Below are 18,111 nucleotides of genomic sequence, written 5' to 3'. Positions count from 1 at the left end.
TCTTATCGCTAATATACACAGCCATCGGGGGCGTGGCGAAATTGGTAGACGCACTGGATTTAGGTTCCAGCGCCGCAAGGTGTAAGAGTTCGAGTCTCTTCGCCCCCACCACTTTAAGTTAAGTCTTAAAGTTTGATATAGATGTTAAGACATCTAGATCTCGGAAGAGGATTGGTGTAATGGTAGCATGACGGTCTCCAAAACCGTTCGTCAAGGTTCGAGTCCTTGATCCTCTGCCACATTTATTTTAAATAAATGTCCCAGATGGGGGCGTGGCGAAATTGGTAGACGCACTGGATTTAGGTTCCAGCGCCGCAAGGTGTAAGAGTTCGAGTCTCTTCGCCCCCACCATAGAAAGAAGCAAGACGATGATCTTGCTTTTTTTATGATTAAATCTGAATGATTTAATTGTCTATAGAGGATTGGTGTAATGGTAGCATGACGGTCTCCAAAACCGTTCGTCAAGGTTCGAGTCCTTGATCCTCTGCCAAGATTCTAAAAAAGCTCCTTTTGTGGAGCTTTTTTATTTCAATATCAGTACCTACCTTTAATTGTTAGCTATTCGCTTCTCAAGCATTTCCATAAAGGTTTTTAAAATATTATTGTGATTTTTACCCTTATGAGTAATTAAGCATATAGGGGTGCTGTAGTGCATTTTGTCTTTTAAAACAGGCTGCATAACACCGTCTTCAACCCATTTTTTTGCATAGTGGTCGGGTAAAAAACCTAAAAATTTTCCGGTTAAAATGAGAAAGGCAATACCTTCGCGGTCACTTGCGGTCGCTTTACAATCTAAAAGCTGATGCAACTTGGCCGCTTCCGAGGTAATGGCATAATTAGGAAGAATAGCTTGCCATTTTTTTAATTCATTTAAATGAATGTTGCTACATTGGTTAAATAAAGGATGATTTTTGCCACAATATAAAAATGAACTTTCACTATATAAATCAAAATAGTCTAGACCGGACAAAGGTGTAACAAGGGGGATAACACCTGCATGTAAACGGTTATCGAGTACGCGGCATTCAATATCTGACAAAGTACTCATACTAATATTAATAATAACTTCGGCATGTTCTTCGGCAAGTTGAGTCAAGGTGTTGGTGATATAGCCTCTAGGCATAGTTACAAGGTTGTTAATAATGCCGATATTAAACTCACCCTTAAGGCGGTTATGCATTTGGTTGACTTTAGAACGGAAGTCTTCAATCGCTGCTGTGAGCACTTCAATATATTCTAAAATTTCCCGCCCTTCGTCGGTCAGGGCAAATCCGGCACGGCCTCGCTGACATAGCCGAATGCCCAAACGATTTTCTAAATCACTCATATGCAAACTAATGGCAGAGCGGCTAATACCTAAAATACTTTCGGCAGATGTAAAGCTGTGACAGTCGCAAACCGTTTTAAATATTTTTAGAAGTTTTATATCAAAATCAGTGACTTGATTTAATTTTTTAGGTTTCATTTAGTTTTGTTTTTTTAAATCTAAACTCAAGATAATTTGAATTTATCAAACTTATCTCGCTATGTACACTCAAACCATAATTTGAAAATAAACAGGAATGGTTATGTTTGATACGGATAAATTTAGCGACTCAGAACATACTTTGGATGCGGTTCAAACTAATAATAATATGCACATAAATTATCAGGTGCACTGGATGCCTTTTTCAGCAAACCGAAACTTTGCTAAAGACCCACGTATGATTGTGGGTGCCAAAGGGTCTTATCTGATTGATGATTCTGGCCGTGAAATATTCGATTCACTTTCAGGCTTATGGACGTGTGGTGCAGGTCATACCTTGCCCGAAATTCAACAAGCGGTGAGCGCTCAGTTAGGTCAGCTCGATTACTCACCGGCTTTCCAATTTGGTCATCCGCTTTCTTTTAAGCTGGCAGATAAAATTGTTCAGCATATGCCTGAAAAACTACAACACGTTTTCTTTACCAACTCAGGTTCGGAGTCGGCAGATACGTCTATAAAAATGGCACGCGCCTATTGGCGCATTAAAGGCAAACCAAGTAAAACCAAATTGATTGGTCGTGCCCGTGGCTACCATGGCGTAAACGTTGCGGGAACAAGTCTAGGTGGGATTGGCGGCAACCGTAAAATGTTTGGTCAGCTTATGGATGTTGACCATTTACCACATACTTTACAGCCGAATTTAACTTTTACCAAAGGCTGTGCAGAAACAGGCGGGGTAGAACTTGCCAATGAAATGCTTAAATTAATTGAGCTACATGATGCTTCAAATATTGCAGCCGTCATTGTGGAGCCTATTTCCGGTTCGGCAGGTTGTATTGTACCGCCAACAGGCTATTTACAACGTTTACGAGAGATCTGTGATCAGCATGACATCTTGTTAATTTTTGATGAGGTGATTACAGGTTTTGGTCGTTTAGGAACATGGACTGCGGCGGAATATTTCGGAGTTACGCCAGATATTTTGAACTTTGCGAAACAAGTCACCAACGGTGCCATTCCTTTAGGTGGTGTGGTGGCAAGCCATGAAATTTACTCTGCGTTTATGCAGCAAGACTTACCAGAACACGCCATTGAATTTACCCACGGCTATACCTATTCGGCACATCCGGTTGCTTGTGCTGCCGCTTTAGCTGCGCTTGAAATTTTAGAGAAGAAAAACCTGCTGGCTCAATCGGCAGCGTTGGCACCAAGTTTTGAAAAAATGCTGCATGGTTTAAAAGGCGCACCGCACATTTTAGACATTCGCAACTGTGGCTTGATTGGTGCTTTGCAGTTAGCTCCGCGTGATGGTGATGCCACCATCCGAGGCTTTGAGCTTGGTATGAAACTCTGGAAAGAAGGTTTCTATGTTCGCTTTGGTGGCGACACGCTTCAGTTCGGTCCAATGTTTAACAGTACAGAAGCAGATATTGACCGCTTAATGAATGCTGTGGGCGATGCACTTTATCAAGTGAATTAAAGTTTATTAGGCATTTTATCGGGGTCTGTAATGTCAACAGACCTATCTTCAAAATCTAAATGAAAAATACAGTTTGATCTGAAAACTAATTGTAGTAAGGAGTAACAACAATGACAAATGGCCTAGAAGATTTTAGCTATGACGAAGTTTCAACTGAAAATAGTACGCAGAGTGAACAAGCCAAAAAAGTGCTAGGGCATTTCATTCAAGGAAGAATTGTATCTAAAACGGCAAGAAAACAGCCAGTTTACAATCCTGCGACGGGTGAAATTAGTAAAGAAGTCGAAATTGCAGATGCACAAACGGTAAATGAAGCAGTTCAGGCAGCCGAGCAAGCATTTCCTGCATGGCGAGATACACCAGTCATTAAACGTGCACGTGTCATGTTTAAGTTCAAACAATTATTAGAGCAAAATGCCGAAAAGATTTGCGCTTTGATTGGGCAAGAGCACGGTAAAATTTCTCATGATGCTCAAGGCGAACTGCAACGTGGTATTGAAAATGTTGAATACGCTTGCGGTGCACCAGAGCTTTTAAAAGGGGAGTTTTCAAAAAATGTCGGTCCAGATATCGACTCATGGAGTGAGTTCCAGCCGTTAGGTGTTGTGGCTGGAATTACACCGTTTAACTTCCCGGCCATGGTGGCGTTATGGATGTTCCCAATGGCACTGGTTTGCGGTAACTGCTTTATTTTAAAACCTTCTGAAAAAGCACCTTCAGTGGTTTTATTCCTTGCTGAACTTTTAAAAAAGGCAGGTTTACCTGACGGCGTGTTTAACGTGGTGAATGGTGACAAAGAAGCGGTAGATGCTTTATTGCATCATCCTCGCATTCAGGCAGTCAGCTTTGTGGGTTCAACACCAATTGCTGAATATATTTACCGTACCGCGACTTCAACGGGTAAACGTTGCCAAGCATTAGGCGGTGCAAAAAATCATGCGATCATTATGGCTGATGCCGATATTGATAACGTAGTGACTTCATTATTAGGTGCAGCTTTTGGCTCTTCTGGTGAACGTTGTATGGCACTTTCGGTTGCAGTTGCCATTGGAGATGAAGTTGCCGATGTTGTGATTGATAAGCTGACTCAAGAAATGAAAAAATTGAAGTTCGGCCACTATGCAGATGCAAGCAACGACTTTGGGCCACTTATTACCCAAGCGCATAAAGACAAAGTGCAGGCTTATATTCAAAGCGCAGAGCAGCAAGGCGCAAAAATTGTGGTCGATGGCCGCGATGCAAAACCGGCAGGCTATGAAAAAGGTTTCTTTGTTGGGCCAACTTTAATTGATCAAGTCACACCAAACATGACCAGTTACCAGCAAGAGATTTTTGGTCCTGTGTTGCAAGTTATGCGTGTAAATACCATGCAAGAAGCGATGCAACTCATTAATGACCATGAATATGGTAACGGTACTTGTATCTATACCCGTGACGGTGAGGCAGCACGCTATTTTAGCAGTCATATTCAAGTCGGTATGGTGGGTATTAATGTGCCTTTACCAGTACCTGTGGCTTATCATAGCTTTGGTGGCTGGAAGCGTTCACTGTTTGGTGATTTACATGCGTATGGCCCAGATGGTGTCCGTTTTTACACACGCCGTAAAACCATTACACAGCGTTGGCCATCTGCTCAAGTCCGTGAAGCAAAACAATTTTCAATGCCAACTTTAAATTAATTTTTATTATTAGGGAAAACAGCCGTTTTCCCTTTTTTCATGACTGTAGGATTTTGAAATGTAATAGATCGTTTTGATGGATATATTTTTAAGGAATGAAATATGAATAATGATAGAACAAAAAAATTAGGCGAAGGACTTTCAAATCGCCATATCACAATGATTAGTATTGGCGGTGTTATTGGTGCTGGTTTATTTGTCGGTTCATCTTCTGCAATTGCCAAAGCAGGCCCAGCGGTGATTCTTGCGTACCTGATTACCAGCATTATGGTTTTTCTAGTGATGCGCATGTTAGGTGAAATGGCCGTTTTAGAGCCGGACACTGGTTCATTTTCTACCTATGCCCGTAAAGCAATTGGCCCGTGGGCAGGCTTTACCATTGGCTGGTTGTATTGGTGGTTTTGGGTACTTGCGATTCCGGTAGAAGCCATTGCAGGTGCTGAAATTTTACATTCGTGGTTTCCGAGCGTTTCAGTTTCTATCTATGCGTTTTGCTTTATTGTGTTCTTAAGCTTAGCCAACTTTTTTAGTACCAAAAGTTTTGGTGAGTTTGAGTTCTGGTTTTCTTTGGTCAAAGTGGTTGCCATTATTGGTTTCATTATTATTGGTATTTTGGCAATTTCAGGTATTTGGCCTTTAGCTAAAAATGTCAGTGGTGTTGCTAATTTATACAACAACGCTGGTTTTATGCCGCACGGGATGGGAGGCATTTTAGCTGCCATTTTAATTACGGCATTTTCATTCTTTGGTGTGGAAATTGTCTCGATTGCCGCAGCAGAGTCATCTAACCCTAAACAGAAAATTAGACGTGCCACCAATTTGGTGTTGTACCGTATTATTCTTTTTTTCGTGGTCTCAATGTTTATTGCGGTTTCACTTGTCGATTGGCGTTCACCGGACTTACAAAAGTACGGGACATTCCAATACGTTTTAATGAGCTTAAACGTACCGGGCACTAAACTTATTATTGATACGGTCGTGTTTATCGCCGTAGCGAGCTGTATGAATGCGGCAATTTATACGTCTTCTCGTATGTTATTTCGTTTGGGAACACGCAATGAAGCACCGCAGGCAGTCACTAAAGTGAACTATGCTGGTGTACCAGCAATTGCGGTGTTTTCCTCAACTTTTATTGGTTTAGTGTGCTGTGTCATAAACTATGTATTTCCTGGAAAAGTCTTTGGCTTATTGCTCTCAAGCACAGGGTCAATTGCTTTACTCGTGTACTTGGTTATTGCGTTTTCACAACTACGTTTAAGACATAAGCTAGAAGCAGTTGGAGCGGAAATTCCATTTAAAATGTGGTTATTCCCATGGCTGACTTGGTTTGTGATTATCATTATTTTAAGTGTATTGGCTTATATGTTCTTCTCACCAGCCTATAGTTATGAAACGACTCTATCTTTAGGTGTAACCTTAGGTGTGGTGGTTTGCGGTTTGTTTGTGACCCGAAAGCGTAAAGCAACCCGTTCGGTTGCGATCAATCAGAGTAATTTATAAAATATTAAATTAATTTTTAATGATATAAATAAAAAGCTCCTTAATAAAAAGGAGCTTTTTACTTTTTTAATTCTAATTATTTTATTTTAATTGTAGGTGGGTTTTTATAATAATATAAAGAGTTAAAAGCTAACTAAGCAAAGACGTTTAAATCGCTTGCCAGTTTTCTTTAACTTCTTCTGAGTTTTTATTTAAAATGACTTGATCTTCTTTTACCTCCCCAATCCATGAAGTAGGGATAAGATGATGTTGATCATTTTCATCTTTGGTGAGTTTTAACTGATTTTCACCTTCAAGATGATCGACAGTTCCTACTTTGGTGCCACAAGAAGCAATAACGTCTGCATGTTTTTTAATATCATTAATATTTAAAGTATTCATCTTTGACCTCTTCTTTGGAAATAGAAAAACGGTAGAAACTAAATTACTGGATAAAACAGCAGAAATCCTTAATTTTTAATAAACCTTACATGATTATTTTATAATTTCACTTAAGCGATATATTTAGGTAACAATGAAATAAAAAGAAATATTCATTGAATAAAGTTATAGAAAATATCTTTTTATTACATTTTATATCTTTAATTAAACAGAATTATTTCGATATGTTTAAGTGAATACTTTTGAATAATTATTTGTAATGAATATTAAAATATCTATAAATATGACAATCTTGAGTATGTTGAGTGAATTTGAACATGCTCAGGCCGAAAACAAAAGTCAGCTCCGCCAAGATTTACTCTACCAATTGGTAAGTTTATCTAAAAGTTTGCCTTATCCAGCTTCAGGTCATACCTATCAGCGATGGCAATTGTTTGCTCAAATTGCAGGGTATGATTTAAGTCTCGCTAAATTATTTGAGTCACATCATGATGCTTTAAGTATTCTAAATGAATTGGGCTATCAAGACGAAATCGATGACCAAACTTGGGCGGTATGGGCAGCAGATGGCGGACCGGCACCTGTACAGGTCCAGAACAATCACTGTAATGGCATAAAAACCTGGTGCTCAGGTGCAGAGTTTATTCAAAAAGCCCTAATGAGTTATAAGGACAAAGAAGGCCAAGCACAGCTTTGTATCGTTGATTTGGCTCATCCCTCTGTTCATGTTGACTTGAGCCACTGGCAAGCAGTCGGTATGCAGGGAACCCAAACAGCTCAAGTGCATTTTGACAATACTCCTGTTATTCCTATCGGACTGCCAAATTGCTATTTGGAACGTCCGGGTTTTTGGCATGGTGCTGCTGGTGTTGCGGCTTGTTGGTATGGTGCCGCGGTACGCTTGGTTAGCTTCTTACATAAAAGTTGCACCCTTAACCCAAACGCATTTAAAAAAATGTATTTAGGGGAGTTGGCTCAACAGCTCTCTGTAACCAAACAGTATTTTCAATATATTGCCAAGCTCATTGATGATGAGCCTGCGCTCAGCCATGAGCGTGAAATCCGTATATTACGTGCCCAAACAGAACAATGCTGCCAGAGTGTTATTCAACTCGTTGGTAAAGCTTTGGGCGCGCGTCCTTATTGTGAAGAGCCTACATTTTCACAGCTCATCGCTGATTTACCAGTATTTATCCGACAGAGCCATGCGGCTTTTGATTATGAGTCTATTGCTGAGCTCTGTTTACCGGAGAAAAGCTTATGGGAACTTTGAAGCATCCCTTAGTAGAGGACCGTATGATTTCAGGTGAAGGTACACCCGAATTCATGTGGCTTGAGGCATTTAAAAAGAATCCTTTAGATCGGCTGAATTTAAAGTTGTTTCAGTCTAAAAGAGTGGTGATTGTTGCTCCGCATCCTGATGACGAAGTGCTGGGTTGTGGCGGCTTAATGCAGCAGCTAGTTGAGCAAAACTGTCATATTGTCATTTTGGCAGTCAGTAATGGAACACAAAGCCATCCTCATTCAGTGAAATATACTCCTGACCAATTGAACGATTTACGTCCGCAAGAAACACTGGCTGCTTTAAACACTTTAGGTATTTCAGCTTTTTCTGAACGGATTGGTTTAAATCTAATGGATGGTCAAATTCATTTACAGACTGATCAATTGAATCAGGCGCTTAGCCAAATAGTTCAGCCCGAAGATATTTTAATTTGTAGCTATGCACTTGATGGCCATCCAGATCATGAGGCTGTCGGGAAAACAGTACAAGCTTTTGCTGAAGCTCGGGACTTACTATGTTTGCATGTATTGATTTGGGCATGGCATTGGGCAGAGCCTTTTGACACACGAATTAACTGGTCCAAAGCAAAAGCTTATGCCTTAACTGAAAACCAGTTAATTAAAAAACATCAGGCGGTTATGCAATTTAAAACACAACTTGAAGCCGATGAGAGCACAGGAAATTCCGCCGTTTTATCCTCAAGTGCGATTAGCCGTCTTTTAATGCCTTATGAGGTATATCTGAGTGATTCATTCTCGTGTGTATTTTGAAGAGTTGTATCGTAGTAATAATGACCCATGGGGCTATGACTATCACTGGTATGAAGCCCGTAAAAGACAAATCTGCCTTGCATTATTAACGCGACCACACTACGAAAGAGTTTTAGAAATTGGTTGTTCAAATGGGCATTTAAGTGTTTATCTGGCTCAGCGCGCTGCTCATCTGTTATGTATTGATGTGTCGAAGCAAGCCGTTCAGCTCGCATCCCAACGGTTAGAAGCATTTGAACATGTGACTGTTGAAAATAGAAAAATACCTGAAGATTTTTATGAACAAAAATTTGACCTGATTGTAATTAGCGAAGTGGCGTACTACCTCACATTCGATGAGTTAGGTGAGTTTATTGAACAGTTAAAGCAGGCCTTAAACCCGGAAGGGGAAATTTTGTGTTGCCATTGGCGACATGATATTCAGGATTTTGAATTGAATGCCCAAAAAGTCCATCAAAGCTTTCAACAATCTTTTCCATTTCATCACTATTTAAGTCTGAACGATCCGGACTTTATGGTAGATGTTTGGACGGTTAATCCTTCATCAATAGCTCAGCGAGAACAATTACGATGAAAATAGGTGTTGTAGTTCCAGCGCATAATGAAGAGCAACATTTGCCCGCCTGTTTGCAATCAATTCAGGAGGCGATTGAAAAAGTACCGGATGAACAAGTCGAGGTTATGGTTGTACTTGATAGTTGTACGGATCAGTCGCGCTCAATTGTACAGCGCTACGGAGTAAGCTGGATTGAATGCAATTATGCATGTGTCGGAAAGGCACGGGACTTAGGTATCCGCCAACTTATTCAAAACGGCGCAACTTGGCTGGCTTGTACAGATGCTGATAGTGTGGTCAGCCCTGACTGGTTACGCTGCCAGATTTTGCATCAACCTACAGATGCAATTTGTGGCATTGTGACTTTAGATGACCTTAGCCGTTTATCGGTTATGAAACAAAAAAAATATTTATCGCATTATCAGGATTGTATGGATCATCACCATATTCATGGCGCAAATTTAAGTTTTAGTGCTGCTGCTTATATGCAAGTAGGCGGTTTTGAACCTGTTCCTTGCCATGAAGATGTTTCGCTCATTCAAAAACTGATAAGGCAGTGCTGTAATATTACATGGAGCAATTTAGTTCGGGTAACTACCAGTAGTCGACTCGAAGGAAGAGCGCCAGAAGGCTTATCAAAATTTTTAGAAAATCTTTAATTAAACTTATTTTCTTAAGATTATTTTAATAATTGAAATATATTCTAAACTCAGATCCTCTGTTATACATAGTGTTTTAGTGTTCATTGAGCTATACCTTTTTGCCACATCACCCGATGTGGTTTTTTTTCATTATGACCATACAAACATCTAGGCCAACGAAAAGACCTTCTCAACAATAGTGCTGTATATCTGACACGATGACACAAAAAATCACAAAAGCTAAAACTCACGGTTTTCATAAATTGTTTAGATAGCTATAGATAAAATAACGAGGAGAATATTCATGAAAAAAATATTATTTACCACACTCACTGGACTTGTTTTATTAACTAGTAGTACAGCATTTGCAAGAACAGATTCCGCTTTACTTAATCAAGCAGCAAAAAATGTAGTCACTGTTTCAAAAGCTAAAACTTTAGCTGATGAAACAGGGGTAACCTTAACTGGTACTATCGTTAAGCATATTGCTGGCGACCATTATGAATTTAAAGACAAAACAGGTTCAATCATGATTGATGTCGATGATGATTTGGCAAATGGTTGGCAGTTAAAGGTTGGAGATAAAGTGCGTATTGTAGGTGAGGTTGATACCCACCGCGTTAAACCGACTGAAATTGAAGTGTTACAAATTGAACGTGTTAAATAATTTTTCATTTTAAATAAAAAGCTCGAACTAGATTCGGGCTTTTTTATTGAAATAAGCAAGCTTATAAATTTTTTATAATAATGAAATATAAAGTATTTTAAATAAAGGTATGTTAAGTTGAAAATTCCATTAATAATGAAATTTTATATTTCACGGAAGTCTTATGAACGTTCGCCTGTGTTATGCCAGCCAACGAAATGAAAAAAATGAAGATTTGCTACAAGATTTACGTGATATTCTGACAGAAGCTCGTGATTTCAACGATTTAAACGGGATTTGTGGGGTGCTTTATTATGCCGATAATGCATTTTTTCAATGTCTAGAAGGCGAACAAGAGGTCGTTGAAAGATTATTTGAAAAAATTCAAAAAGATCAAAGGCATTATAATATTAAATGGTTATGCACATACTCCATTGATGAACACTCTTTTCAGCGTTGGTCAATGAAATACGTGCAGCGTAATACAAATATTGAAACTTTCTTTCTTAACATGGGAGAAAATACCTTTAACCCGCTTTTGCTGAACCAGCAAAACCTCAAATTTTTCTTAAATGAACTCTTAATTGCAGAGCAAACTAAGATGAATACGGTTAAAAAAGTTGGAATGGTGAATCGGGGAGTAAACCCGTTCTAGCTATTAGATGCGATACCGATATGGATGTGTTTGAGTTCAGGTACGATTTGTGTCATGACTAAATAGACAATTACTGAAATCGACAGCATCCATATCACTTCTAAACTTTGACTAATCACAAACATTGCCCAGTAAAAAAAGCTAAAAAGGGCAATACACAGTCCGCTTCCTTTGTAGTACCAAGTAATAAATATTCCAAAGAGCGCTGAAGAAATGATGAGATTTAGTGTCTGATTCATTCCTAGATAGTTAAAAAGAATAATTAGTAAGCATAAAGCTAACATTGATAGTAAATATACAAATATATTTTTTGCAATAAACATTCTTTATATCCTATCTGAAGATTTAAAAAGTAATCTTTCCTCTGTTTCCAGAGGAAAGATAGTACATATTCATTTTTTGAGATTCTTTTTCTATTATTGAGACTTTTTATATTAATAAAGATGACTTTATCATTTTCTCCAGATCTCTTTATTAATATTCAGCTTTCTATTTAATAGTAAAGAGTGCTTATATGTACTGAAATTAATTATAGGAAAAACAATCAATTATGTTGTAAGCTTTAGCTTACATAATTGTGAGACATTGCCTACATTTGTATAAAAAATAACCTAATTTTACAAAGTTATATGAATAAAACTTTATATTTTACATATGTTTATTTAAAATTATTGTTGGGGTGGTCTTTACATAAATAACAAAAAGTAACATCGGATTTTCAATCATTATTTTTAAATAAAACTTGATGAATTAAAAATATTATTATTAAAAATTTAGTTAATATGAGTTTTTATAATTTGTATAATGAAAAGTAATAATTTAAAGATATAAATTTAAAATATGTTTGTTAAAAATAGATTTCCTTATCTATTTTGATTAGGTTTGGGTGATCAAAATCTAGGCAACATGGGCCACCAGACTGAGGCTAGTAATATAATAGCCATTATTTTGTTAAAAATATTTATATGTTTTGGTTTTGAAAGAAGCCGAGTACTTAGTCTGCCTACTAAGGCCCATAGGTAGAGACAAGGAAATGCTATAAGTAAAAAAATGCAGGATAAAATTGAGACATTTATCAAGATATCTTGTCCCTGTTTTGTATAGACGCTAATAACTGCAAAAGCCATCATCCATGTTTTAGGATTAATCGCTTGCATTAAAAAAGCAGCTTTAAAACCAATAGGAGGGTATTGTTCATTTTTTTCTAAAGAGATAACAGGATTGTAGTTATATAGTTTCCAAGCTAGAACGGTAAGCCAGATTAAACCACTCCATGTCATAATTTTTTGAATAACAGGGTAAGCAAGAATAGTGGAGCCAAGGCCAATACCAACCACTAATACAAGTAAGGCTGCTCCAATACAAGAACCTAAAATAACGGGAAGTGTTTTAGAAATTTTATAATGACTACTTAAACTTAAAATTATAAAGTTGGTCGGGCCTGGAGTAATTGAGGCAACAATTGCAAATAATGAAAATGCAGTGAGGTTTTCCATCTTGTCTACCTTAGTTAATTGGGAGAGACAAGATGAAATAATTAAGATTTTTAATCTTGAAGATTTGTGCAGATTTTTCTGTAAGCGGCTGGTGTTAGTTCATAACAGCGTTTAAACCAACGACTTAAATGACTTTGGTCTGAAAAACATAAATCAGAAGCAACTTGTGCTGGAGAAATACTTCTAGCGAGTAAATCACGTGCTCGAGTAAGCCTAAGTTGAATAAGATATTGATGAGGAGCTAAATGAAAAGTGGATTTAAAAATACGGTGAATATGGTAACGGTCTAGTCCCACCATACGTGATATATCTTTTAACCCAATATCTTCAAATAAATGATCATGCAGAATATCTCGGATTTGATGGGCGATTTGGGGTACATGAATACACGAAGATTGAGAAGCTTTTTTTAACCATTTACCTTGGGCAATATATTGAATAAGCACATCTAGACTATTGTCTTTCACAATATTCATTTCTTTATAGTGTAAGTGTCGAAATGCTTGTGAAGTAATGATTGCGAGTTGATCATCGGATTTTAATGGCGCATCAATCACTAGTTCGTAATGATCGGGGCTGTTGTGAAACAAACCTTGAAGGCGTTGCTTTAACCATTCTGGATGTAGATAAAGCATTTGGTAGGTAAAACCATCAGATGCAGGCGCATGTCCATCATGAATTTCTTCTGGCTCAAGCATAAAAACTTGCCCAGCATGACTATTGATTTGCTTTTTACGGCAATGAAATTGTTGAATACCAGATTCAGTTACACCAATTAAATAACTTGAATGCCAATGGGGATCATAAGCATGGCCAGTAAAATGAGCACGGATTGTTTCGATACCCGTATTGGTATCTTTTGAAATATCCACCCAGTTACTACTCATAAGCACTGACCTATAAACTTTTAATTTTAGCCCCTGAAACAGTATAAAAGAGATAAAATTAGTTCTAGAAGATTTGTGCAAAAACTTTAAAAATTTAGTGTGTATTAAAACCAGCCTAAGGTTTAACAGGCTGGTTTTTCATTAACGTTTGAATTGATTAATCTGAACGCGTAGCCAGCCAATTACTCATTTCAGGCCAAACAGAGGTCGGAGCTTGACTACCGGACACTACGCCCATATGGCCGCCGGGCACAGTTTTGAACGTTTTATCTTGGCTACTAATTAAATCCATAAGAGGCTTAACAGCATCGGCGGTCACAATAATGTCGGTATCGCCACCTACAGCCAACACTGAACAATCAATATCTTTTAAATAAGCTGTAAGTTCCCCAAATTTGATTACACCTGTTGAGAGTTCATTATCAATCCAGAAACGTAAAATAATGTCGCGCATAACGCCACCCGGATAGGCCAGCATATTGTCGATAAATGAACTAGAGGTAGCGTGGTCGACAATAAATTCTCGGTTATCCAGATTTTTAAGAAGTTGCCAATAGGTTTTTAAATTGCCAATGGGGTCCGTTAATTTAAAACCGAGTGTGTTTTGCCATCCATGGATATGAAACACTTCACTTGGTACATGTTGGCGAATACGAAAAGGCGTATGCTTACGGACCCACTGTGCAGGTTTAGTCAGACTTCCATAGAGCTTACCCATATAACCTGCTTTATGTGTGTCGATCGGGGAAGCAAGAATTATCAGATTCTTAATATCTTTATCTTTAAATAATGCGGTATAGCAAAGTGAAAGGGCGCCACCTAAACTCCAGCCATGTAATGAAAGCTGTTGTTGTCCACTATGTATACGGACTTGCTTTAACATTTCAGGCATAAAGACTTTTACATAGGTGCCAAAATTGTATTTGGCTTGATTGCGAGTAGGTACACCCCAGTCTATTAAATAAACCTCGAAGCCTTGATCTAAAAAATAGCGTATCAGGCTGCGGGTAGGAAACAAATCGTAAATAAGCATGTTCACAGCTAAAGGCGGAACAATCACTAACGGCACACGGTGTTTGGCTGAAGCTTCTGTCTCATTTCTATAATGGCGAAGGCTTATAATTTCATGCTTATAAATTACATCAAAAGGTGTTTTTCCTGACAGGGCAATTTCCGACCCTCTAAAAAACAGATCTGATGCATTGGAGAGCATGTGAGGTATTTTCTGACCAGCACGCTTTTTAAGAGATGTTTTAATCGACTGTACCTGTGGAACATTCTGTCGAACTTTAAGCAATAAACTCATTGAATATAAAACCTATAAAGATGTTGCCCAGAGCAAATAACGAGCTGGTCTTTTGCGGATATTAAAGGGAATAAAAGATGAGTTCAGTGACCTAAAAGACAGGATTTTCTGTTTAAGAGATCAAAGTGAAGTTATACTAAATTAATGATTTCTTTACATAAGATTTTGAAATGATTGATAAATTAAATTATAGGGCATGATTTTGTATAAAATATTTAAAAATTTAAGCTATTCTTAAGAATAGTAAAAATTTATTGGTAGGGTAATTTTGTAAAGTTTATTTGTGTTTTTTTTACATATTAAAAAATAAAATATAATTATTTTACAATCCGTTAGGAATGTAATCAGAAAGTAGTATATATGGAATTTGTTTTTAATGGTTTTTATACACTAATTTCGGCGGTCATCGTTCTATTGTTGGGTCGCTTTCTTGTCAATCGGATTGATTTTTTAAAACGTTATAATATCCCTGAACCAGTAGCAGGTGGTTTGGTCGCTGCGGTAGTTTCTTTACTTGTCCACACTTTTTGGGGATACAGTATTGTTTTTAGCAGTGAATTACAAACCAGCTTTATGCTCGTGTTCTTTGCTTCAATTGGTTTAAGTGCCAATTTTATGAAGCTTAAAGAGGGTGGTACTGCTTTAGTCATCTTCTTAATTTGTGTAGCCTCATTTATTGTTGTTCAAAATGCTGTCGGTATGAGCCTTGCAACCTTATTGGGTCTAGACCCACTTATTGGTTTGATTGCAGGTTCAATTACATTAACCGGTGGTCATGGTACAGCAGGTGCGTGGGGTGAAATTTTAGAAAGCCAGCATGGTATTCAGGGTGCTTTAGCGTTAGGTATGGCAAGTGCTACGTTTGGCTTGATTATTGGTGGTGTCATTGGTGGTCCTTTAGCCAAATTGCTCATTAATCGTTATAGCCTTGCTCAAGCAAAAACCAATGCTGAGATTCAGCAGCGTGACACGCATGTTGAACAAAATTCAGATGATCTTGCACCGTTTGAAAACCCGCATCAAGTTCGTTTAATTACTGCCGACAATGCAATTACTACGCTTGGTATGTTTGCAGCATGTTTAGCATTTGCTGAATTTATGACTGGCTTCAGTAAGGGAACTTGGTTTGAGTTACCAACTTTCGTTTGGGCACTTGGTGGCGGTGTAATCTTAAGAAATATTTTAGAAAGCGTGTTGAAGGTTGATATTTTTGACCGCGCGATTGACGTTTTTGGTAATGCGTCTTTATCTCTTTATTTAGCAATGGCATTGCTTTCATTAAAGCTTTGGCAACTTGCTGACTTAGCAGGTCCACTTGTGGTTATTTTAGGTGCTCAAACACTGACTATGGCTTTATATGCAGCATTTGTGACTTTCCGTGTAATGGGGAAAAATTACGATGCGGCAGTATTGGCAGCAGGTCACTGTGGTTTCGGTATGGGGGCTACACCAACCGCCGTTGCAAATATGCAGGCGATTACCAATATGTATGGCCCATCGCATAAAGCATTCTTAATTGTTCCGCTTTGTGGTGCATTCTTTGTCGACTTGATTAATGCAACTGTGATTCAGCTTATGTTGAAATTTATTGCTTAATTAAAAAAAGCCCGTAAGGGCTTTTTTATGGGGCATTTTATAGCCAACAACTTAAACCGTTAAATCTGCTGCACTTAGCATTTCTTGGCCCACAATCATTTTGGCAAATTGATTGGCAATTCTTCCTGAACGGTTGCCTTGCTGAGTTGCATATTGAATAGCTTTTAACTGAATCGTTTCCCAAGTTTCGCGTTGCTGCCATTTGTATTCATTTAGCCAGTATTGAACAGTTTTTAAATACTCTTGTTGGCTAAAGCCATAGAAATTAATTTGTAAACCAAATCTGTCCGCTAAAGAAATCTTTTGTTCAATGCTATCGCCTGGGCGTAATTCGCCATTTTCCCCGACATTTAGCTCTGTATTATCTTTGTTGTATTCGGCCACCATATGCTTTCGATTTGATGTCGCATAAATGAGTGTATTGTCTGAACTAGAGGCCAGTGAACCATCTAATACAGTTTTTAAAGTTGCGTAACTTGAGTCGCCTGCTTCAAAGGCCAAGTCATCACAAAAGATAATAAAACGCTCAGTACGGTCTTGCAGTAAGTTAATAATTTTAGGCAAATCTTCTAAATACTTTTTCTCAAGTTCAATCACCCGAAGGCCTAAGTGGTGATATTCATTTAAACAGGCTTTTACAATAGACGACTTGCCTGTACCACGTGAGCCTGTCATGAGTACATTGTTTGCCAACAAGCCTTTTGCAAAGGCTTCAGTATTTAGTTTTACTTTGTTGAGTTGGCTGTCGATATTGCAAAGATGATTAAAAGAAATGAGTTGAGGTTTGCGGATCGCGACGAGCGAACCTTTATTATTTTCTCTTTCCCATCTAAAGGCAATCGCCTCATCTAAGACATCTACAGAAATTTCTTGGGTTTTAGAAATTTTTTCGACTGCTTGAGTAAGCTTTTGAATTTCAAAAATAAGATTTGAAATTGTCTGACTTAATTCCATGAGCTCAACCTTTAAAAATGCATGAAAGAGAAATTGAACAATTAAACATAGGATGATAGTATCACCGTATGTTTAAGCTTACTAGTACCAATTTTAATGATTGAGCAAATTCAAAAAAGATCACTGGTCGATGAAGTGATTCATGTCATACGTCAGAATATTAAAAATGACATTTGGAAAGTAGATGAGAAAATTCCGACTGAACCTGAGCTTGTTCAAGGTTTGGGTGTGGGCCGAAACACCATTCGTGAAGCAATTAAAATTTTAGAATATTTAGGTGTTTTAGAAGTCAAACAGGGGCTGGGTACTTTTGTACGCACGAAAAATGACTTTTCAATTGTGATTAATTCAATTCATCATTCTGATTTATATGAACACGTAGAAGTACGATGTTTATTAGAAATCGAAATTGCTAAATTAGCCGCTAGACATTGCACGCCTGAAAATATGCGCGATGTTATAGCGTGTTTAGAAGATAGAGCAGCAACAAATCAACAAGATGTTGCTAACTTCATGTTAAGTGATAAGAAACTACATTTGGCAATTGCCAAGGCGACTCATAATAAAGCTTTACAGGCAACTTATGAGTATTTCTTAAACTCAAGCTATCAATACACCTTAGAGCTAGTGACTAATAAAAATTTACCTGACCCAAACCAGCAAATACATACTGAACTTGTTCAAGCTATTCAACACAAGTCTGAGTCAGAAGCCATGCGAATTGCGGAGTCTATGTTGGCGCCCATATTACGTTCGCTAGATTCAATTAAAGCTGACTTTGTCCAAAACCACCTAGATCAAATACTATGAGTTT

At 37.9% G+C, this 18,111-nt stretch carries 18 protein-coding genes and 4 tRNA genes; 15 read left to right on the top strand and 7 right to left on the bottom strand.

The features are described from left to right. The first annotated feature begins 26 nt into the window (after window positions 1-26). The 4 genes from EG365_RS01460 to EG365_RS01445 all read left to right on the top strand — a co-directional run bounded on the left by EG365_RS01460 (window position 27) and on the right by EG365_RS01445 (window position 490). Window positions 27-111: transfer RNA gene (locus tag EG365_RS01460), tRNA-Leu, on the top strand. A gap of 54 nt (window positions 112-165) precedes the next feature. Beyond that, a tRNA-Trp gene (locus EG365_RS01455) sits at window positions 166-239 on the top strand. Between the two features lie 27 nt (window positions 240-266). Beyond that, window positions 267-351: transfer RNA gene (locus EG365_RS01450), tRNA-Leu, on the top strand. A 65-nt stretch (window positions 352-416) separates the two neighbouring features. After that, a tRNA-Trp gene (locus tag EG365_RS01445) sits at window positions 417-490 on the top strand. 57 nt (window positions 491-547) lie between these two features. Here the strand turns inward: EG365_RS01445 and EG365_RS01440 are convergent. Further along, window positions 548-1,465, bottom strand: a complete 918-nt coding sequence (locus EG365_RS01440) for a LysR family transcriptional regulator (RefSeq protein ID WP_000802863.1) — start codon at window positions 1,463-1,465, stop codon at window positions 548-550. Between the two features lie 97 nt (window positions 1,466-1,562). Here EG365_RS01440 and EG365_RS01435 point away from each other — a divergent pair, with 97 nt between their 5' ends. The 3 genes from EG365_RS01435 to EG365_RS01425 all read left to right on the top strand — a co-directional run bounded on the left by EG365_RS01435 (window position 1,563) and on the right by EG365_RS01425 (window position 6,124). Then, the gene (locus tag EG365_RS01435; protein ID WP_001989184.1) at window positions 1,563-2,945 is read left to right on the top strand and encodes an aspartate aminotransferase family protein; all 1,383 of its coding nucleotides are present in this window, start codon (window positions 1,563-1,565) and stop codon (window positions 2,943-2,945) included. Between the two features lie 110 nt (window positions 2,946-3,055). Then, a complete protein-coding gene (locus tag EG365_RS01430) occupies window positions 3,056-4,624 on the top strand; it encodes a CoA-acylating methylmalonate-semialdehyde dehydrogenase (RefSeq protein WP_000181284.1) in 1,569 nt (522 codons plus the stop codon). 102 nt (window positions 4,625-4,726) lie between these two features. Beyond that, window positions 4,727-6,124 (top strand): amino acid permease, encoded by a 1,398-nt coding sequence (locus EG365_RS01425; RefSeq protein ID WP_001058168.1) that lies wholly within the window; start codon window positions 4,727-4,729, stop codon window positions 6,122-6,124. Between the two features lie 147 nt (window positions 6,125-6,271). Here the strand turns inward: EG365_RS01425 and EG365_RS01420 are convergent, their stop codons facing one another. Next, entirely contained in the window at window positions 6,272-6,505 is a 234-nt protein-coding gene (locus tag EG365_RS01420) for a DUF2171 domain-containing protein (protein ID WP_001094391.1), read from the bottom strand. Window positions 6,506-6,803: 298 nt separating this feature from the next. Here EG365_RS01420 and EG365_RS01415 point away from each other — a divergent pair, with 298 nt between their 5' ends. The 6 genes from EG365_RS01415 (at window position 6,804) to EG365_RS01390 (ending at window position 11,058) form a co-directional block, all read left to right on the top strand. Continuing rightward, window positions 6,804-7,778, top strand: coding sequence for an acyl-CoA dehydrogenase (locus tag EG365_RS01415; protein ID WP_000947660.1), 975 nt, complete (start codon window positions 6,804-6,806; stop codon window positions 7,776-7,778). Beyond that, window positions 7,766-8,560, top strand: a complete 795-nt coding sequence (locus EG365_RS01410) for a PIG-L deacetylase family protein (protein WP_000536980.1) — start codon at window positions 7,766-7,768, stop codon at window positions 8,558-8,560. The genes EG365_RS01415 and EG365_RS01410 overlap by 13 nt, the downstream gene beginning before the upstream one ends. After that, window positions 8,535-9,134: a class I SAM-dependent methyltransferase gene (locus tag EG365_RS01405; protein ID WP_000581927.1), complete on the top strand. Its 600-nt coding sequence runs from the start codon at window positions 8,535-8,537 to the stop codon at window positions 9,132-9,134. Before EG365_RS01410 ends, EG365_RS01405 begins: the two co-directional genes overlap by 26 nt. Next, window positions 9,131-9,775, top strand: coding sequence for a glycosyltransferase (locus tag EG365_RS01400; RefSeq protein WP_000690470.1), 645 nt, complete (start codon window positions 9,131-9,133; stop codon window positions 9,773-9,775). The genes EG365_RS01405 and EG365_RS01400 overlap by 4 nt, the downstream gene beginning before the upstream one ends. A gap of 286 nt (window positions 9,776-10,061) precedes the next feature. Continuing rightward, the gene (locus EG365_RS01395; RefSeq protein WP_000721834.1) at window positions 10,062-10,424 is read left to right on the top strand and encodes a NirD/YgiW/YdeI family stress tolerance protein; all 363 of its coding nucleotides are present in this window, start codon (window positions 10,062-10,064) and stop codon (window positions 10,422-10,424) included. A gap of 163 nt (window positions 10,425-10,587) precedes the next feature. Next, window positions 10,588-11,058 (top strand): AnBLUF65 family BLUF photoreceptors, encoded by a 471-nt coding sequence (locus EG365_RS01390; protein ID WP_001102889.1) that lies wholly within the window; start codon window positions 10,588-10,590, stop codon window positions 11,056-11,058. Here the strand turns inward: EG365_RS01390 and EG365_RS01385 are convergent. The 4 genes from EG365_RS01385 to EG365_RS01370 all read right to left on the bottom strand — a co-directional run bounded on the left by EG365_RS01385 (window position 11,055) and on the right by EG365_RS01370 (window position 14,747). Then, window positions 11,055-11,381, bottom strand: a complete 327-nt coding sequence (locus tag EG365_RS01385; RefSeq protein ID WP_000469223.1) for a hypothetical protein — start codon at window positions 11,379-11,381, stop codon at window positions 11,055-11,057. The two genes, EG365_RS01390 and EG365_RS01385, sit on opposite strands and share 4 nt — an antisense overlap. Before the next feature lie 567 nt (window positions 11,382-11,948). Next, window positions 11,949-12,554, bottom strand: a complete 606-nt coding sequence (locus EG365_RS01380; protein WP_000429471.1) for a LysE family translocator — start codon at window positions 12,552-12,554, stop codon at window positions 11,949-11,951. A 50-nt stretch (window positions 12,555-12,604) separates the two neighbouring features. After that, window positions 12,605-13,441 carry an AraC family transcriptional regulator gene (locus tag EG365_RS01375; protein ID WP_000097866.1) on the bottom strand — a complete coding sequence of 279 codons (837 nt, stop codon included), beginning with the start codon at window positions 13,439-13,441 and terminating at the stop codon, window positions 12,605-12,607. Between the two features lie 157 nt (window positions 13,442-13,598). Beyond that, the gene (locus tag EG365_RS01370) at window positions 13,599-14,747 is read right to left on the bottom strand and encodes an alpha/beta fold hydrolase (protein ID WP_000054921.1); all 1,149 of its coding nucleotides are present in this window, start codon (window positions 14,745-14,747) and stop codon (window positions 13,599-13,601) included. A 360-nt stretch (window positions 14,748-15,107) separates the two neighbouring features. On the opposite strand from EG365_RS01370, the gene gltS reads away from it, so the two are divergent. Next, entirely contained in the window at window positions 15,108-16,343 is a 1,236-nt protein-coding gene (gltS, locus tag EG365_RS01365) for a sodium/glutamate symporter (RefSeq protein WP_000397471.1), read from the top strand. 51 nt (window positions 16,344-16,394) lie between these two features. On the opposite strand, the gene EG365_RS01360 is transcribed toward gltS, so the two are convergent. Beyond that, window positions 16,395-17,297 carry an ATP-binding protein gene (locus tag EG365_RS01360; RefSeq protein ID WP_000423647.1) on the bottom strand — a complete coding sequence of 301 codons (903 nt, stop codon included), beginning with the start codon at window positions 17,295-17,297 and terminating at the stop codon, window positions 16,395-16,397. Window positions 17,298-17,393: 96 nt separating this feature from the next. Here EG365_RS01360 and EG365_RS01355 point away from each other — a divergent pair, with 96 nt between their 5' ends. Continuing rightward, a complete protein-coding gene (locus EG365_RS01355; protein WP_000572513.1) occupies window positions 17,394-18,107 on the top strand; it encodes a FadR/GntR family transcriptional regulator in 714 nt (237 codons plus the stop codon). Window positions 18,108-18,111: the final 4 nt, after the last annotated feature.

The sequence above is a fragment of the Acinetobacter sp. FDAARGOS_494 genome, from assembly GCF_003812225.1.
GTDB lineage: Bacteria > Pseudomonadota > Gammaproteobacteria > Pseudomonadales > Moraxellaceae > Acinetobacter > Acinetobacter baumannii.
The sequence above is the reverse complement of the archived record's forward strand: the minus strand, read 5'-3'. Positions and strand labels throughout refer to the sequence as shown.

Coding starts and splice junctions, on each gene's coding strand:
- EG365_RS01440 (WP_000802863.1), bottom strand. CDS start 1,465: ATGAAACCTAAAAAATTAAATCAAGTCACTGATTTTGATATAAAACTT.
- EG365_RS01435 (WP_001989184.1), top strand. CDS start 1,563: ATGGTTATGTTTGATACGGATAAATTTAGCGACTCAGAACATACTTTG.
- EG365_RS01430 (WP_000181284.1), top strand. CDS start 3,056: ATGACAAATGGCCTAGAAGATTTTAGCTATGACGAAGTTTCAACTGAA.
- EG365_RS01425 (WP_001058168.1), top strand. CDS start 4,727: ATGAATAATGATAGAACAAAAAAATTAGGCGAAGGACTTTCAAATCGC.
- EG365_RS01420 (WP_001094391.1), bottom strand. CDS start 6,505: ATGAATACTTTAAATATTAATGATATTAAAAAACATGCAGACGTTATT.
- EG365_RS01415 (WP_000947660.1), top strand. CDS start 6,804: ATGTTGAGTGAATTTGAACATGCTCAGGCCGAAAACAAAAGTCAGCTC.
- EG365_RS01410 (WP_000536980.1), top strand. CDS start 7,766: ATGGGAACTTTGAAGCATCCCTTAGTAGAGGACCGTATGATTTCAGGT.
- EG365_RS01400 (WP_000690470.1), top strand. CDS start 9,131: ATGAAAATAGGTGTTGTAGTTCCAGCGCATAATGAAGAGCAACATTTG.
- EG365_RS01395 (WP_000721834.1), top strand. CDS start 10,062: ATGAAAAAAATATTATTTACCACACTCACTGGACTTGTTTTATTAACT.
- EG365_RS01390 (WP_001102889.1), top strand. CDS start 10,588: ATGAACGTTCGCCTGTGTTATGCCAGCCAACGAAATGAAAAAAATGAA.
- EG365_RS01385 (WP_000469223.1), bottom strand. CDS start 11,381: ATGTTTATTGCAAAAAATATATTTGTATATTTACTATCAATGTTAGCT.
- EG365_RS01380 (WP_000429471.1), bottom strand. CDS start 12,554: ATGGAAAACCTCACTGCATTTTCATTATTTGCAATTGTTGCCTCAATT.
- EG365_RS01375 (WP_000097866.1), bottom strand. CDS start 13,441: ATGAGTAGTAACTGGGTGGATATTTCAAAAGATACCAATACGGGTATC.
- EG365_RS01370 (WP_000054921.1), bottom strand. CDS start 14,747: ATGAGTTTATTGCTTAAAGTTCGACAGAATGTTCCACAGGTACAGTCG.
- gltS (WP_000397471.1), top strand. CDS start 15,108: ATGGAATTTGTTTTTAATGGTTTTTATACACTAATTTCGGCGGTCATC.
- EG365_RS01360 (WP_000423647.1), bottom strand. CDS start 17,297: ATGGAATTAAGTCAGACAATTTCAAATCTTATTTTTGAAATTCAAAAG.
- EG365_RS01355 (WP_000572513.1), top strand. CDS start 17,394: ATGATTGAGCAAATTCAAAAAAGATCACTGGTCGATGAAGTGATTCAT.